Source organism: Caulobacter segnis (genome assembly GCF_031454995.1).
GTDB lineage: Bacteria > Pseudomonadota > Alphaproteobacteria > Caulobacterales > Caulobacteraceae > Caulobacter > Caulobacter segnis_E.
On sequence record NZ_JAVDRV010000001.1, the window covers coordinates 1108783 to 1123502 of the forward strand.

Here is a 14720-nt window from a genome sequence, read left to right on the forward strand (position 1 = left end):
CGAAAGGTCCGCTTCGCGGCGGATGGAAGCCTCAGGCGCGCGCGACCCAACCACGAAAGGTCAGGGCGGCGTAGAACAGCCGCGGATCGCTGAAACCGGCGGCGCGCAGACTATCGATCTCCGCCTCGGGGGACAGGATCGGCAAACGCTCGCCGATAACGCGCGCGCCTCCGGTCAGGGGATCGAAAGCCACGCCATTGCTCGCCGCGAACGCGCCGAAGCGGTCGAACCACAGGTCCCGCTCGGGCCCGTCCGGCGCGCTGTGATGCGCGACCACGAACCGCGCCCCGGGCTTCAGCCTGCGTCGGATCTCGGTCAGGGTGGAAAGCCGGTCCTCGAGCGGGACGAAATGCAAGGTCAGAAGGCAGCACGCCGCATCGAAGGGGCCTGGCGGCGCCGAGACGACGTAGCCTTCGCGCAGGTCCGCCCGGTCCGCGAATGGCCCCAGCGTATGGGTCGCCAGCTTCAGCATCTCGGCGGATGGATCGACGCCGACGAAGCGCCAGCCAGGTTGCGCCTCGGCGAACGCCCGCAGCTCCAGTCCCCCGCCGGCGCCGACCACGAGGACGCGCCCATCCGCCGGGGCGGATTCCGCCATGAGCAGCCGCGTCATGCGATGCAGGTCGCCAAAACCCGGCACAAGGCGCGGCGGGGTTTCGGCATAGCGCGCGACCGCCGCCGCGTCGTCGAAGCCGTTCATCGTCGATCCAGCCCGCCGCGCGCCGCGTCCATGACCAAGGCCCGGTGCGCGGCCACGCCGGCCATGACGCCTGCGGCCGAGGCCAGCGTGGCGTTATACATCTCGGTCGCCGCGTCGCCGGCGGCGAACACCCCCGGCACGCTGGTCTGCCGCGTCGGATCGACCTCGATGTAGGGGCCGGTCATGCCGTCCGCGAAAGCGCAGCCCAGTTGCTCGGCCAGCGGGCTGGCCATTCGCGTGCGCGGCGCGGTGAAAACCACCTCGGCGGGGACCTCGCGCCCGTCGGCCAAGACCAGACCGCGAATGTCAGTCCCCTCTCCGACCAGCTCGACGACCGGCGCGCGTTCGATCTCCACGCCCCGCGCGCCGAGCAACGCCGCTTCCTCGGCGGTCGGTTCGAACACCCCCTGCGTATAGAAGGTCGTGGGCCCCCAGTCGGGCAGGATCATCGCTTGGTGCGCCGCGCCCGCAGCGTTGGCGATGACGGCGAGGCGGCGGCCCCGCGCCTCGTAACCGTGGCAGTACGGGCAATGCAGCACGCTCACGCCCCAACGGTCGATCATCGAAGGCAGCGGCAGCGTATCCCGCACCCCGGTGGCCAGGATGAGCTTGCGGCCCCCGACCCGCGAGCCCTCCGACAGGGCCAGGGCGAACCCGTCCTCGTCGACCGAGGCGGAGAGGGCCTCGGCCTGGAGAACCGCGACGGTCGGGTATCGCGTCAGCTGGTCGAGCCCCTGGCGCATGATCTCCGCCGGCGCGACCCCATCCTGCCCCAGGAAGCCGTGGGAGGCCGCCGCGAAGCGGTTTCTCGGGCGGCCCGCGTCCACGAGCAGCACGCCGCGCTGGGCGCGGGCCAGCTGCATCGCCGCGGAAAGGCCGGCGAAACCGCCGCCGACCACGACGACATCGTATCGATCCATGGCTCACACTCGCAACTTTTAATGTTGCGTGAAACATAGAGGGCGGATCCAAACATGCAACTTATATTGTTACGAGCAAATTCGCGCTAGGATCGGGCCATGCCCTCAGACACCCGCCTGTCCCGCATGCTGCACGTCCTGATCCACATGGATCGTATCGGCGGGCCCGTGACCTCCGAGGTCATCGCCAGGATGCTCGACACGAACCCGGTCGTGGTGCGGCGGACCATGGGCTGCCTGCGGGCGGCGGGCTACCTGACCTCCATCAAGGGTCACGGAGGCGGTTGGGCGCTGGCCCGGCCGCTCGACACGGTCAGCCTGCGCGACATTCACGAGGCGCTGGGCAGCCCCAAGCTGCTGGCCATCGGTCTCGCCGACGACAATCCCAAGTGCCTGATCGAACAGGCCGTCAACGAAGCGCTGAAGGACGCCATGGCCGAGGCCGAGCGCCGTCTGCTCGCGCGTTTTGGCGAGGTGACCCTTGGCGCCCTGTCGCGCGACATCGCCCTGCCCGCCGGCTGAGTGGGAGCGGCGGCCGGCATGGCTCGCCGCCTCCACGCCGTTTTTCGCTAGCCACCGCGCGCCGCGCCCGCTAACGCGGCGTCATGATCCAGCCACACGCCTCGGGCGGCTACATCCTCGAAGAACTGTCGGTCGGCATGACGGCCGAGAAGCGCGTGACCGTCACCGAGGAGCGCATCGGCCTGTTCGCCGAGGCGTCGGACGACTTCAACCCCGTCCATATCGACGAGGCCTACGCGGCCAAGACCGCCTATCGCGGCCGGATCGCCCATGGCCTGTTGTCCGCCTCGTTCGGTTCGGCCGTGGTCGGAACGATCCTGCCGGGCGCGGGCTCGATCTATCTGTCCCAGACCCTGGCCTTCCATCGCCCCGTGCGGATCGGCGACGTCGTCACCGCTCGCGCCACCGTCGCCGCGATCGACGAGGTCAGCGCGCGCGTCACCCTGCGCTGCGAGGCCCTGGTCGGCGAGGACCTGATCATGGATGGCGAGGCGATCGTGCGCGTCCCCCGCCGCCGCCGTCCCGCCAAGGCCTGACGCTCTCCCCGGATTGGGCTTGGCCCAGGGGCAAAAGTTTCCGTGACGACGAACGCCAGAAGCCCTTGGCGCGGCGCTTCCGCGCGCGAGCGCGACGGACGCCGCCTATCCGAGCGACGGCCGTCCGTCTCCCAACATGAACTTTTTTTAAGGGAGCAAATATTTCGCTCCGTTGCAGATTGCCGCCAGAGCCTGTCCGTTTTCCGATGAAAATCGGAAAACGGAGAACAGGCTCGGCCTCCTCAATTTAGAGCGTGGCGGCCGCCAAAACCGCTCACACTTTCGGCTGCCACGCTCTGGCTCACTCCAACGGACGCGATTTCCATGAAAAGAGTTTTGTTCGGCGCGGCGGCCCTCGCGGCCCTGTCCCTGTCGGCTTTCGGGGCGCGAGCTCACGAGCAGCACGCCTGTATCGACGACGCCTGCGTGACGCAGTCCCTGCTGCCCGCGGGTGTCGCGGGCGCCGCCGGCGACACGACGTCGCTGGAATCCCCGCGCTATGGGACCTGGGGCTTCGACATCTCGGGCATGGACACCACCGCCAAGCCCGGCGACGACTTCTACAAGTTCGCCAACGGAACCTGGGACGCCAAGACGGTGATCCCGTCGGACCGCGTCCGCTACGGCAATTTCGACAAGCTGGCCGAGCTCTCCGAGGCCCGCACCCGCGCGATCATCGAGGCCGCCGCCGCCGACAAGGCCGCGACCGGCGAGAAGGCCAAGATCGGCGCCGCCTACCGCGCCTTCATGGACGAGGCGGCGATCGAGAAGCTGGACGCCAAGCCGATCCAGCCCTGGCTGGACGGCGTCAAGACGGTTAAGACCAAGGACGAGTTCACGGCGCTGATGGGCAAGAGCTCGACCACGCCCTACGCGGACCTGATCAGCGTGGGCGTCGGCGTCGACGCCAAGAACCCGCTGCGCTACGCCGTCTACGCCGGCACCGGCGGCACCAGCCTGCCCGACCGCGACTACTATCTGGACGCCAAGTTCGCCGACAAGAAGGCCGCCTATCTGGTCTATGTCGAGAAGATGCTGACCCTGGCCGGCTGGGAAAAGCCCGCCGAGAACGCCAAGGCCGTCGTCGACTTCGAGACCAAGCTGGCCGAGGCCTCGTGGACCCGCGTCGAACGGCGCAACCGCGACAAGACCTATAACCCCGCCACCCTGGCCGAGCTGCAGGCGATGACGCCGGGCTACGACTGGAACCGCTACCTGGTGGGCACGGAGCTGCCGAAGGTCGACCGCTTCATCGTCACGACCAACACCTCGTTCCCCAAGTACGCCAAGATCTATGCCGAGACTCCGCTGGAGACCCTGAAGGCCTGGCAGGCGTTCAAGGTGACCGACGGCGCGTCCCCGATGCTGTCCAAGCGCTTCGCCGACGCCCAGTTCGAGTTCCGCAACAAGACCCTGGCCGGCCAACCCGAGCAGCGTCCGCGCTGGAAGCGCGCGGTGAGCCAGGTCAACGGCATGCTGGGCGAGGCGGTCGGCAAGGAGTACGTCGCCGCCTACTTCCCGCCGGAGTCGAAGGCCAAGATGCTGGACCTGGTGGCCAATGTCCGCTCGGCCCTGAAGACCCGCATCGACAACCTCGACTGGATGGGTCCGGAGACCAAGGTCAAGGCCCAGGACAAGCTGGCCAAGTTCACCGTCAAGATCGGCTATCCCGACAAGTGGCGTGACTACTCCAAGCTGGAGATCAAGGAAGGCGACGCCTACGGCAACATGATCCGCGCCGGCGCGTGGGACTACCGCCACGACGTCGAACGCCTGAACCAGCCGGTCGACAAGACCGAGTGGGGCATGACCCCGCAGACGGTCAACGCCTACTACAACTCGGTCAACAACGAGATCGTGTTCCCGGCCGCCATCCTGCAGGCGCCGTTCTTCCACCCGGACGCCGACCCGGCCATCAACTACGGCGGCATCGGCGGCGTGATCGGCCACGAGATCGGCCACGGCTTCGACGATCAGGGCCGCAAGTCCGACGGCGACGGCGTGCTGCGCGACTGGTGGACGGCGGAAGACGCCGCCAAGTTCAACGCCCAGGCCGACAAGCTGGGCGCCCAGTACTCGGCGTTCGAGCCCTTCCCGGGGATGCACGTCAACGGCAAGCTGACCATGGGCGAGAACATCGGCGACATGGCCGGCCTGACCCTGGGGCTGGAGGCCTACCACCTGTCGCTGAAGGGCAAGCCTGCCCCGGTGCTGGACGGCTTCACCGGCGACCAGCGCATCTATCTGGGCTGGGCCCAGGTGTGGCGCGGCAAGTCGCGCGACGACGCCCTGAAGCAGCAGATCGCCAGCGATCCGCACTCGCCGGGCTACTACCGCGTCAACGGCACGATCCGGAACCAGCCCGGCTGGTACTCGGCCTACGACGTCAAGCCCGGCGACAAGCTCTACATCCCGCCGGAAGAGCGCGTGAAGATCTGGTAATCGCCAGGCTTCACCTCTGAACGGGAAGGCCGCCGGGAAACCGGCGGCCTTTTTCATGCGCGCTGTCCAGCGGCGTCACCCGTCTTGGCCGGGTCGGCTGGTCGACAAATCATGTTCGGGCTAAGCCTTGCCGCGCACGCCTCGCGCGTTAAAAGACCCGGCACACAGTCGAGGCTCCATGCCGCAGCACGGCCAACAGATCGGACAGACGCCGGACTGGCTTCCGCACGAGCGCCCCTTCCTGCCCGGCTCGCCATCGACGCCGCACTTCCCGGTCCAGTTCCGGATCATCCACGGTCTGATCAGCCTGCTGATCGGGGTCACGGGCTCGCTGGGCCAGGCCCTGATCCAGGTCAATCTGCCGGCCATCCAAGGGTCGCTGGGCCTGACGCCCACGCAAGGCGCGTGGCTGACCACGATCTACATCATGACCAACATCTCGATGAACCTGCTGCTGGTGAAGTACCGCCAGCAGTTCGGCATCCGCCGGTTCGCCCTGGTGTTCCTCGGCCTCTACACGGTGGCCGCTTTCGCCCACCTCGCGCTCGACAACTTCGCCATGGCCCTGGTCCTGCGAGCCATCAGCGGCGTCGGCGCGGCGGCCCTGACGGCGCTGGCCATGTTCTACATGCTGCAGGCCTTTCCCGCCTCGTTCCGGATCGGCGCCCTGGTGCTGGGCGTCGGCGTCTCGCAGCTGGGCTCGCCGCTGGCCCGGGTGATCTCGACCAGCCTGCTGGACGCCGGCTACTGGCATGGGCTCTACGCGCTGGAGGCCAGCCTCGCGGCCCTGTGCCTGGCCGCCGTCTGGCTGTTCCGCCTGCCCCAGGGCATGCGTATCCACGTGTTCGAAGGCGTCGACGCCCTGACCTTCGCCCTGCTGGGCGGGGGCCTCGGCCTGATCGTCGCCGTTCTGGGCCTGGGCCGCATCGTCTGGTGGTTCGAGGCGCCGTGGCTGGGCTGGTGCCTGATCGCCGCCGTCGTCCTGCTGGCGGCGGGCGGCCTGGTCGAGCACCGCCGGGCGCACCCGCTGATCGACACCCGCTGGGTCGCCACCGGGACCTTCCTGCGCTTCTGCCTGAACGTCGCCCTGGTGCGCGTCATCCTGTCGGAGCAGACCGTCGGCGCCGGCGGCCTGATGCAGGCCCTGGGCTTCGCTCAGGAGCAGCAGAGGCTGCTTTACGCCATCGTCCTGGCCGCCACGGCCGCCGGCGTCGTGATCAGCGCCGCCACCCTGACCCAGAAGACCCTGCCCGCGCAGTTCCTGGGCTCGATCCTGCTGATCGCCGTCGCCGCCTTTCTGGACGCCCAGTCGACGCCCCAGACCGGCCCCGGCGAGCTCTTCTTCAGTCAGGCCCTGCTGGCCTTCGCCGCGGCCATGTTCCTGGGCCCGTCGTTCATGTTCGGCATCGGCCAGCTGCTGACCCGGGGCCTGGGCTCGATCATCACCTTCTCGGTGATGTTCGGCGTCGCCCAGAACCTAGGCGGCCTGTTCGGCGCGGCCATGCTGGGCACGCTGCAGACCGTCCGGACGCAGCAACACGCCGTGGGCCTGGCCGAGCGCCTGACCGGCGCCGACCCGACCGTGGCGGCGACCTTGCAGGCCTATGGCGGGGTCTACGCCTCGACCCAGGCCGACCCGGCCCTGCGCGCCGCCGACGCCAGCGTGCTCTTGACCCAGCAAGTGACGCAGCAGGCCACCGTCCTGGCCTTCAATGACGTCTTCCTGGTGGTGGGCGTCGTGGCCCTGGTTCAATTCTTCTACGCCGGCTTCCTGTTCGTCCGTTTGGCCTTGCGTATGAAGGCCCAGGCCAGCGCGTCGCCGCCCGCCAACGTTCCAGCCCGAGAGACCGCATGACCGACGCGCCCCAATCCGCGCCCCAGCCGGAAGACCGCGCCGCCGCCGCCGCGCCGCCGCCGGCCCGGCCCAAGCCGCCCAGCGCCTATGGGATTCTGGTCACGGGCGCCGTCACCCTGGCGGTGATCCTGTTGATCCTGTTCCTGTGGAAGCTGCCGCCGTTCGGCGGTTCGACGCAGCGGACCGACAACGCCTATGTGCGCGGACAGGTCACGGTCGTGGCGCCCCAGCTCAGCGGCTATGTCGTCCAGGTCTCGGCCCACGACTTCCAGACCGTGCGCAAGGGCCAAGCGCTGTTCACGATCGACCAGCGCATCTACGCCCAGCGCGTCGATCAGGCCCGCGCCACGCTGGCGGCGCGCGAGGCCGACCTCGCCAATTCGACCCAGGCGCAAGCCTCGCGCGAAGCGGCCCTGAAGAGCCGCGAGGCCGACATCGGCTCGGCCCAGGCCCAGGTCGAGCGGGCCCGCGCCGACATGGCCCGCGTCGCCGAACTGGCGACGGACGGCTCTGTGTCCCTGCGCGAGCGCGATCAGGCCCGCGCCGCCCTGCGCGCCGCCGAGGCCACGCTGGTCTCGGCCCGCGCCGGCCGCGAGATCGCCCGTCAGGACATCCGCTCGGTCGGCGTCTCCCGCGAGGGCCTGCGCGCCGCCGTGGCCGCCGCCAAGGCCGCCCTGCGCCTGGCCGAGATCGATCTTTCCAACACGATCGTGGCCGCGCCCGCCGACGGCCAGCTGGGCCAGGTCGGCGTGCGCCACGGCCAGTGGGTCACCGCCGGCACCCAGCTCGTCTCGCTGGTGCCGCCGCGGCGCTGGGTGATCGCCAACTTCAAGGAACGCCAAGCGGGCCGCATGCGTCCGGGTCAGCCGGCCAGCGTCACGGTCGACGCCCTGGGCGACCAGCGCTTCACGGGCAAGGTCGAGCAGGTCTCGCCCGCCACGGGCTCGGAGTTCAGCATCCTTCCGCCCCAGAACGCCACGGGCAACTTCACCAAGATCGCCCAGCGCCTGCCGGTGCGGATCGTGCTCGACGCGGGCCAGCCGGACCTGGCCCGTCTGCGTCCCGGCATGTCGGTGCAGGCCGAGGTCGACACCGCCGGCGAGGGTCGCCGCTGATGCGCCGCGCCCTGATCGGCTTGGTGGGCTTGAGCGCCCTGGCCGCCTGCGCCACGCCCGGCCCCAGGACCGCGCCGCCGCCCTCGGCCGCGGTCACGCCGCCGGCGACCTGGCGCGCCTCGGCGCCGTCGTCGGAGGACGTCGCCGCCGCCGACTGGTGGAAGGCGTTCGGCGATCCGCGCCTGTCGGACCTGGTCGCCGCCGCCCTGGCCTACAACGCCGACCTCGGCGCGGCCGAGGCGCGGGTGCGCGAAGCCGAGGCCCAGAGCCTTCTGGCCAGCGCCGCCCTGCTGCCGTCGGTCAATCTGTCGGCTGGCGTCCAGAAGGAGCGCAAGCTCAACGCCTTTGGCCAACCGAGCACCACCCTGGCCGAGCAGCCCCAGCTCCAGGTCGCCTACGAGGTCGATCTGTGGGGCCGTGTGCGCGCCGCCAACGCCGCAGCCCGCGCCAGCCTTCAGGCCAGCCGCGACGCCCGCGACGCCGCCCGCCTGTCCGTCTCGGCCGCCGTGGCGCGGTCCTATGTGGCGCTGCTGTCGCTTGACGCCCAACTGGCCACCGCCCGCGGCACCCTGGTCTCGCGCCAGGAAGCCACCGTTCGCGCGCGCCGCCGCGCTCGCGAGGGCGTGACCTCCGATCTCGAGCTTCGCCAGGCCGAGGGTGAACTGGAGGCCGCAGCCCAGCGCGTTCCGGCCCTGGAGCTGGCGATCCGTCGCCAGGAGGCCGCCCTGGCCCTGCTGGTCGGCCAGACGTCCCAAGCCATCCCGCGCGGGACGCTAAGCGCCCTCGTCATTCCGCAAGCCGGCGCGCCCCTGCCCTCGACACTGCTGAACCGGCGTCCGGACATCGCCCAGGCCGAGGCCACGCTGGTCGCGGCCGACGCCAGCCTGACCTCGGCCCGCGCGGCCTTCCTGCCGCAGGTGCGACTGTCGGCGGCCGGCGGCGAGCTGTTCGTCGAGCATCTGGATCCGGTGACGGTCTGGAGCCTGGGGGCCAGCGTCCTGGCCCCGATCTTCGACGGGGGCCGCCTGCGGGCCCAGTCCGACGCCGCCGCCGCCCGCCGCGACCAGGCCGCCTTCGCCTATCGCAAGGCCGTGCTGACCGCCTTCAGCGAGGTCGAGAGCGCGCTCGAGGGGACCGGCCGCCTGGCCGAGCAAGAGGCCGCCGCCATGCGCCAGCGCGCCGCTGCGGCCTCGGCCCTGGATCACGCCCGCAAGCGCTATCAGGCCGGCTATGTCGCCTATCTGGAGGAGCTGGACGCCCAGCGCGGCCTGCTGGCGACCGATCTGGCGCTGTCGCAGGTGCGCGAGGCGCGGCTTCAGAACGCCGTGGCGCTGTACCAGGCCCTCGGCGGGGGCTGGACCGAGACGGCGCGCTAGGGCCCGACGTCTCGGCGGCCGATCCCCGCCATCGGCGGCCCCTAGGACGGCCTGACTTGAAGCGGCGCTGGCTGGCGCAGCAAGGCCAGGAGGCCTAGCCCCGTGGCCGAGGCGGCCGCGCCGGCCAGCGCCACCGCTGGAAACCCGAGCCCGGCGCCGATCACGCCGCCACCTAGCGCCGCGCCGATCGCATTGCCCAGGTTGAAAGCGCCGATGTTCACCGCCGAGGCGAGGTTCGGGGCGCCGGACGCGGCCGCCATGACCCGCATCTGCAGCGGCGGCACGAGGGCGAAGCTGGCTACCCCCCACAGGAAGATCAGCACCGCGGTGGCGCCGGCGAAGGGCATGGCGAAGGCAAGAGCGACCAGCAGGGCGGTCAGCGACGCCAGGGTCGCGATCAGGGTCCCTTCCACCGATCGGTCGGCGAACTTCCCGCCCAGCCAGTTCCCCACCGTCAGCCCCACGCCATAGGTCACCAACATGGCGGTGACGAAGCCGATCGAGGCATGGGTTTCCCGCTGCAGGATCGGCGTGATGTAGGTGAAGACCGTGAACATGGCGCTGGAGCCGATCACCGTCAGGGCCAGGGCCGCCAGCACGGGCCCGCGCCCCAGCACCTTCAGCTCGGCCAGGGCGTTCCCGCTCGCCGGCGCGGCGACTTTCGGCAAGGTCAGGCGTAGCGCGATCATGGCCAGTATGCCCAATCCCGCTATGCCCCAGAAGGACACGCGCCAGCCGATCTGATCTCCCGCCCAGGTCGCCAACGGCACGCCGACGACATTGGCGATGGTCAGGCCCATGAACATGGTCGCCACCGCGCCGGCGCGCTTGTTCTCTGGCGCGAGATCCGCCGCGACGATCGCTCCCACGCCGAAGAAGGCGCCGTGGTTCAGCGAGGTGATCAGCCGGGCCGCGAGCAGCATCCCGTAGCTGGTCGAGACCGCCGCCAGCACATTGCCGACGGTGAAAATCGCCATCAGTCCAATCAACAAGGTCCGCTTGGGCACGCGGCCGGTGGTCAGGGTCATCAGGGGCGCGCCCAGCATGACGCCAAAGGCGTAGGCGCTGATCAACAGCCCCGCGACCGGGATGGAGACACCCAGGTCTCCAGCGATGACGGGCAGCATGCCCATGGGGGCGAACTCGGTGACGCCGATGCCGAAGGCGCCGACGGCCAGGGCCAGGATAGGAAGGTTCGGTTTCATGTCGCGGTGTCTCGGACGAGCGGTGGATCCAGACGGGCGAACCCGTCCTGGCGGTAATCGGGGCTGCGCGGATAGGGCGGGGTCGCGGCGCTGGCGGCGTCGAGCCGAGCGACCTGGTCAGCCATCAGGCTCCAGCCCGCCGCGCCCGTACCGAAGCTGAGAATTGGGACCCGCGATCCTGACGACCCGAGTTGGCGATAATCCATGGCGCGCTCCATTGCGATGCTGGCGCACAGATGGACAGGAAGCGGATGCGATGTTAGCCCGGCCAAGGGCCAAAGACTTTTGATCTGGACGCAAAGATGCAATCGATCGGCTCGACAGACAGGGCTCGCGAGCTGGAGGTCTTCGTCGCCGCCATTCAGAGCGGCAGCTTTTCGGCGGCGGGTCGAAGGCTGGGCCTGAGCCCCTCGGCGGTCAGCCGAACGATCTATCGGATCGAGGCTCGGCTAGGCGTTCGGCTGATCCTGCGCACCACGCGGGTGCTGACCTTGACGGCCGAGGGACAAACCTACCTTGGAGCGGCGCGCCGCATCTTGGCCGACCTCGACGACACCGAGCGGCAGATCGCCGACCAGGGCGCGCCGCGCGGACGCCTGCGGGTGAGCGCGGCCTTGTCGCACGGTCGCCTGTGCATCGTGCCGCTGCTGGGCCAGTTCGCCCAGCTATATCCCCACATCCTCGTCGACATCAGCTTGACGGACGCCATCGCCGATGTCGCCGGCGGGCAGGCGGATGTGGCCATTCGGTTCGGCATCCTGCCCGACAGTCCGCTGACCGCGCGACGCATCGGCGAGACCGGGCGCACCATCGTGGCGTCGCCCGACTATCTGGCCCGGCACGGGACGCCACGGGTTCCCGAGGATCTGCACGACCACAACTGCCTCAATTTCAATTTCCGCCGCGCGGAGCCCATCTGGCCGTTCCGCAAGGACGGGCGCGACTATGCCCTGACGGTCAATGGCAGCATCGAGGCCAACAACGGCGAGACCCTCGCCCAGCTGGCGATCGCGGGGGTCGGGATCACCCGCGTCGGTAACTTCAGCGTCGCCGATGACTTGGCCGCCGGTCGGCTGGTGCCTGTTCTGGACGCCTTCAATCCCGGCGACGTCGAGCAGATACACGCCGTCTTCGTCGGCGGGACGAACATGCCGGCGCGCGTGCGAGTCTTTGTCGACTATATCGCCAGTCGCCTTCGCTGACGCACGTCCGACGGCTGGCGAAGGAACCGCCGGCTAACGGCTCGCGGTCGCGATCCGAACGTCTGGAATCGGCGCCCATGCAGAGGGGGGCCGCGCGCGCCCATTCATTGCCCGCCTAGGTCCGCCTAGCCCCGTCGTCGCGCTCGGATAGGCGATATAGTCCCGGGCCCGCTAGGCCGCGATCGGGGAGCAGCCGCCGCCGCCCAGTGGCAGGGCCTCGTATTCCTTGAGGAGCTCTTCGAGCATCGCGCGTAGTTCGGGATCACGCTCGCGCTTCAGCTTGGCGCGGAACAGTTCGATATTCTTACGGCGAATGAACTCGTCCATGGCCATCTCCCGAAGTCTCCCAAACGCGAGACAGGATGGCCCGAGATTCTTCCGCGCGCGCCGCGGCCCGACGACGCAGCACCGCCGGATCGCGAAGGTGATTTTTGACGAAGATGTAAAAAATAGAAACGGGAGCCCAGATACACCAAACCCGTCGCGGGGGATAATCGCGACGGGCTGGCTATCTTCTCGATCATTCGATCTAGGCGGGCGTTTCCTCCCCGAAACGCCGAAGAACGGGAGCTCTCTGTTGGGCTCGTTTCGTCCTTGCAGTGTGTAGAAACGTCAAATTCGTGACGCTGTCAACGCGTCAAAGCCGTTTTCCGCAACGGTTTGGACGAATTTTTGACGCCGTTGGCGTAGTTTGGACTGAAAAGTCGGTTTTACCCTCGGATTCCGACGGTATTTTTGACATTTAAGTCAAAACTTACCTTTCGAGCGCCCCCACGAAACGGTCCAGCACCGCCGAGCGCGACTCGAACACATAGTCCGGACGCGACACGGTCACCGGCTCGACCCCGGCCTCGGCCAGGGCGGCGGCGGCGTCGAACAGGTCAGCGGTCGCCAAGAGGGCGCCGTTGGCCCGGCGCGAGCCGCCCCTGGCGACGAAGCCGGCCACCGCGTCCTGGGCCGCGCGGTCCTGCTCGGCCGGCCAGACCAGGGTGGCGAGCTTGCCCGCCCGGCCCTTGGCCTCGACCACCGACAGCAGGCGGCGCAGGGCGTCCAGCTGCTCGCCGTTCCAGCCGGCCAGCAGCGAGGCGGTCAGCTGGGCCTGGCTCTTCAGGATCACGCCATCGGACAGGATCTTCAGGCCGTTGGCGGCCAGGGTCGCGCCGGTGGTGGTGATGTCGACGACCAACTCGGCCGCGCCGGCGGCGGGCGCCCCCTCGGTGGCGCCGCTGCTCTCGACGATCCGGTAGTCGGCGACGCCGTGGCGGGCGAAGAAGGCGCGGGTCTGGGTCACGTACTTGGTCGCCACGCGCAGGCGGCGGCCGGTGCGGGCCAGATGCGCGTGCCCGACCTCGTCGACGTCGGCCATGGTGTCGACGTCGAGCCAGCTCTTGGGCGCGGTCACCACCAGGTCGGCGCGGCCAAAGCCCAGGGCCCGCAGCAGCATGACCCGGCTGTCCATGTCGTCGCCGCGCTCGCGCAGCAGATCCTCGCCGGTCACGCCCAGGTGCAGGTCGCCGCTATCGAGGCCCGCGGCGATGTCGCCGGCCGACAGCAGGCGCACCGAGACGCCAGGCAGGCCCGACAGCTCGGCCGAATAGCCGCGCGCGCCGCCGGTCATCTCCAGCTTGAAGCCGCATTCGGCCAGCCAGGCCTCGACCTGGTCCTTCAGGCGGCCCTTGGACGGGATGGCGAAGATCATCGGTGAACTGCTCATTCGCCGCCTCCCGCATAGGCGCGCGCGGGACGGACCATGAAGCCGACCGCGCCGGTGTTGGTGGTGGAGACGCCCAGGCGCCCCGGCAGCCCGTCATAGCGACCGCCGGCGGCGATCGGCCGCTCATCGCCCAGGCCCGCCGAGCGGACCTCGAACAGATAGCCGTCGTAATAGCCGAAGGCGCGGCCGAAGGCGGCGGCCAGGGTCGCGCGCTCCAGCGGCACGCCGCCAGCGGCCATGCCGGAAAGACGCGCGCGCCAGCCGCCGACGGCGGTCTTCAAGCTCCCGTCATTGGGACCCGCCAGGGACGCAATGGCGTCCAGCGCCGCGTCCGGACGATCCGAGACGGCCAGGAAGGCGCGGACCTTAGCGGCTTGCTCCGCGTCGAGACGACCGGCCTTGGCGGTCTCGGCCTTCTCCACGAGGCGGCGGGCGATCTCGGCCGGGCGGCGGCCGCCGACGGGCTCGATGCCAGCCAGGGACCACAACTCCTGCAGCACGGCGGAGGCCTCGGCCTCGGTTAGGCCGGCCAGCAGGGCGGCGATGCGGCTCTTGTCGTCGTCGGACGAGGCGGCGACGTCGCCGTCCAGCTCAGCCTTCAGCTGGCGCGGCTTGGCGAAGGCGCGCTTGAGGCGGGCCGCCAGGGGCGCGGCGAGATCCAGGCTGTCGACGAAAGCGGCGAACAGCGAGACATCGCCGAGGATCAGCGAGAGATCCCCGCGCCCGCCGGCGGCCGAGGCCGCCCAGGCCAGGGCCGCCATCTCGGCGTCGGCGGCGACCGGGTCTCCGGCCTCGAAGGCCTCGATGCCGATCTGCAGGAACTCCTCGGCGCGGTCGCTGCCGCGCGGGGCGACGCGGAAGGCCTTGCCCTCGTAGCGGTAGCGGCCCGCCGACGCGCCGCCCGCGAAGTGCTGCCGCGCCACCGCGACGGTGAAGTCGGGGCGCAGGGCCGCCTCCTCGCCGCCGTCGCCGGAGACCACGAACAGCCGCGAGCGCATGGCCTCGCCGGCCAGGTCCAGCAGCAGGCCCAGGGGCTGCATCACCGGCGCGTCGGCCGGCGCGGCGCCGGCGGCCAGAAGCGGAGCGCGGATGGCGTCGAGCGCCTCCGCCGGAATGGAACGCTCGAGCCTCAC

At 70.0% G+C, this 14720-nt stretch carries 14 protein-coding genes; 7 read left to right on the plus strand and 7 right to left on the minus strand.

Translation table 11 applies throughout. The annotated features are described in order from the left end of the window. Window positions 1-31: 31 nt before the first annotated feature. On the minus strand, window positions 32-700 hold the full coding sequence (locus tag J2728_RS05155; RefSeq protein WP_309997184.1) for a class I SAM-dependent methyltransferase: 669 nt from the start codon (window positions 698-700) through the stop codon (window positions 32-34). After that, window positions 697-1620, minus strand: coding sequence for an NAD(P)/FAD-dependent oxidoreductase (locus tag J2728_RS05160; protein WP_309997186.1), 924 nt, complete (start codon window positions 1618-1620; stop codon window positions 697-699). Before J2728_RS05160 ends, J2728_RS05155 begins: the two co-directional genes overlap by 4 nt. A gap of 99 nt (window positions 1621-1719) precedes the next feature. Here J2728_RS05160 and J2728_RS05165 point away from each other — a divergent pair, with 99 nt between their 5' ends. From J2728_RS05165 to J2728_RS05190, 6 genes are all read left to right on the plus strand, one after another. Beyond that, the gene (locus tag J2728_RS05165; protein ID WP_309997188.1) at window positions 1720-2142 is read left to right on the plus strand and encodes an Rrf2 family transcriptional regulator; all 423 of its coding nucleotides are present in this window, start codon (window positions 1720-1722) and stop codon (window positions 2140-2142) included. A gap of 83 nt (window positions 2143-2225) precedes the next feature. Further along, window positions 2226-2678, plus strand: a complete 453-nt coding sequence (locus J2728_RS05170) for a MaoC family dehydratase (protein WP_309997190.1) — start codon at window positions 2226-2228, stop codon at window positions 2676-2678. 324 nt (window positions 2679-3002) lie between these two features. Then, complete coding sequence (locus J2728_RS05175; protein WP_309997192.1) at window positions 3003-5120, plus strand: M13 family metallopeptidase; 2118 nt, start codon at window positions 3003-3005, stop codon at window positions 5118-5120. A gap of 178 nt (window positions 5121-5298) precedes the next feature. Then, on the plus strand, window positions 5299-6975 hold the full coding sequence (locus J2728_RS05180) for an MFS transporter (RefSeq protein WP_309997193.1): 1677 nt from the start codon (window positions 5299-5301) through the stop codon (window positions 6973-6975). Beyond that, window positions 6972-8090 carry an HlyD family secretion protein gene (locus tag J2728_RS05185; RefSeq protein WP_309997195.1) on the plus strand — a complete coding sequence of 373 codons (1119 nt, stop codon included), beginning with the start codon at window positions 6972-6974 and terminating at the stop codon, window positions 8088-8090. Before J2728_RS05180 ends, J2728_RS05185 begins: the two co-directional genes overlap by 4 nt. After that, entirely contained in the window at window positions 8090-9466 is a 1377-nt protein-coding gene (locus J2728_RS05190) for an efflux transporter outer membrane subunit (RefSeq protein WP_309997197.1), read from the plus strand. Before J2728_RS05185 ends, J2728_RS05190 begins: the two co-directional genes overlap by 1 nt. A gap of 41 nt (window positions 9467-9507) precedes the next feature. On the opposite strand, the gene J2728_RS05195 is transcribed toward J2728_RS05190, so the two are convergent. Beyond that, the gene (locus tag J2728_RS05195) at window positions 9508-10671 is read right to left on the minus strand and encodes an MFS transporter (protein WP_309997199.1); all 1164 of its coding nucleotides are present in this window, start codon (window positions 10669-10671) and stop codon (window positions 9508-9510) included. Then, window positions 10668-10877, minus strand: a complete 210-nt coding sequence (locus tag J2728_RS05200) for a hypothetical protein (protein WP_309997200.1) — start codon at window positions 10875-10877, stop codon at window positions 10668-10670. The genes J2728_RS05195 and J2728_RS05200 overlap by 4 nt, the downstream gene beginning before the upstream one ends. A 96-nt stretch (window positions 10878-10973) precedes the next feature. Between J2728_RS05200 and J2728_RS05205 the strand changes: the two genes are divergently transcribed. Beyond that, window positions 10974-11873: a LysR substrate-binding domain-containing protein gene (locus J2728_RS05205; RefSeq protein WP_309997202.1), complete on the plus strand. Its 900-nt coding sequence runs from the start codon at window positions 10974-10976 to the stop codon at window positions 11871-11873. Between the two features lie 171 nt (window positions 11874-12044). Here J2728_RS05205 and J2728_RS05210 read toward each other — a convergent pair whose 3' ends face one another. From J2728_RS05210 to J2728_RS05220, 3 genes are all read right to left on the minus strand, one after another. Next, window positions 12045-12200, minus strand: coding sequence for a hypothetical protein (locus J2728_RS05210; RefSeq protein WP_309997204.1), 156 nt, complete (start codon window positions 12198-12200; stop codon window positions 12045-12047). A 427-nt stretch (window positions 12201-12627) separates the two neighbouring features. Continuing rightward, window positions 12628-13587 (minus strand): ATP phosphoribosyltransferase, encoded by a 960-nt coding sequence (hisG, locus tag J2728_RS05215; protein WP_309997206.1) that lies wholly within the window; start codon window positions 13585-13587, stop codon window positions 12628-12630. After that, complete coding sequence (locus tag J2728_RS05220) at window positions 13584-14720, minus strand: ATP phosphoribosyltransferase regulatory subunit (protein WP_309997208.1); 1137 nt, start codon at window positions 14718-14720, stop codon at window positions 13584-13586. Before J2728_RS05220 ends, hisG begins: the two co-directional genes overlap by 4 nt.

What these genes read in the sequence shown, in the direction of transcription:
- J2728_RS05155 (WP_309997184.1), bottom strand. Translation starts at nt 700, where the DNA reads ATGAACGGCTTCGACGACGCGGCGGCGGTCGCGCGCTATGCCGAAACC.
- J2728_RS05160 (WP_309997186.1), bottom strand. Translation starts at nt 1,620, where the DNA reads ATGGATCGATACGATGTCGTCGTGGTCGGCGGCGGTTTCGCCGGCCTT.
- J2728_RS05165 (WP_309997188.1), top strand. Translation starts at nt 1,720, where the DNA reads ATGCCCTCAGACACCCGCCTGTCCCGCATGCTGCACGTCCTGATCCAC.
- J2728_RS05170 (WP_309997190.1), top strand. Translation starts at nt 2,226, where the DNA reads ATGATCCAGCCACACGCCTCGGGCGGCTACATCCTCGAAGAACTGTCG.
- J2728_RS05175 (WP_309997192.1), top strand. Translation starts at nt 3,003, where the DNA reads ATGAAAAGAGTTTTGTTCGGCGCGGCGGCCCTCGCGGCCCTGTCCCTG.
- J2728_RS05180 (WP_309997193.1), top strand. Translation starts at nt 5,299, where the DNA reads ATGCCGCAGCACGGCCAACAGATCGGACAGACGCCGGACTGGCTTCCG.
- J2728_RS05185 (WP_309997195.1), top strand. Translation starts at nt 6,972, where the DNA reads ATGACCGACGCGCCCCAATCCGCGCCCCAGCCGGAAGACCGCGCCGCC.
- J2728_RS05190 (WP_309997197.1), top strand. Translation starts at nt 8,090, where the DNA reads ATGCGCCGCGCCCTGATCGGCTTGGTGGGCTTGAGCGCCCTGGCCGCC.
- J2728_RS05195 (WP_309997199.1), bottom strand. Translation starts at nt 10,671, where the DNA reads ATGAAACCGAACCTTCCTATCCTGGCCCTGGCCGTCGGCGCCTTCGGC.
- J2728_RS05200 (WP_309997200.1), bottom strand. Translation starts at nt 10,877, where the DNA reads ATGGATTATCGCCAACTCGGGTCGTCAGGATCGCGGGTCCCAATTCTC.
- J2728_RS05205 (WP_309997202.1), top strand. Translation starts at nt 10,974, where the DNA reads ATGCAATCGATCGGCTCGACAGACAGGGCTCGCGAGCTGGAGGTCTTC.
- J2728_RS05210 (WP_309997204.1), bottom strand. Translation starts at nt 12,200, where the DNA reads ATGGACGAGTTCATTCGCCGTAAGAATATCGAACTGTTCCGCGCCAAG.
- hisG (WP_309997206.1), bottom strand. Translation starts at nt 13,587, where the DNA reads ATGAGCAGTTCACCGATGATCTTCGCCATCCCGTCCAAGGGCCGCCTG.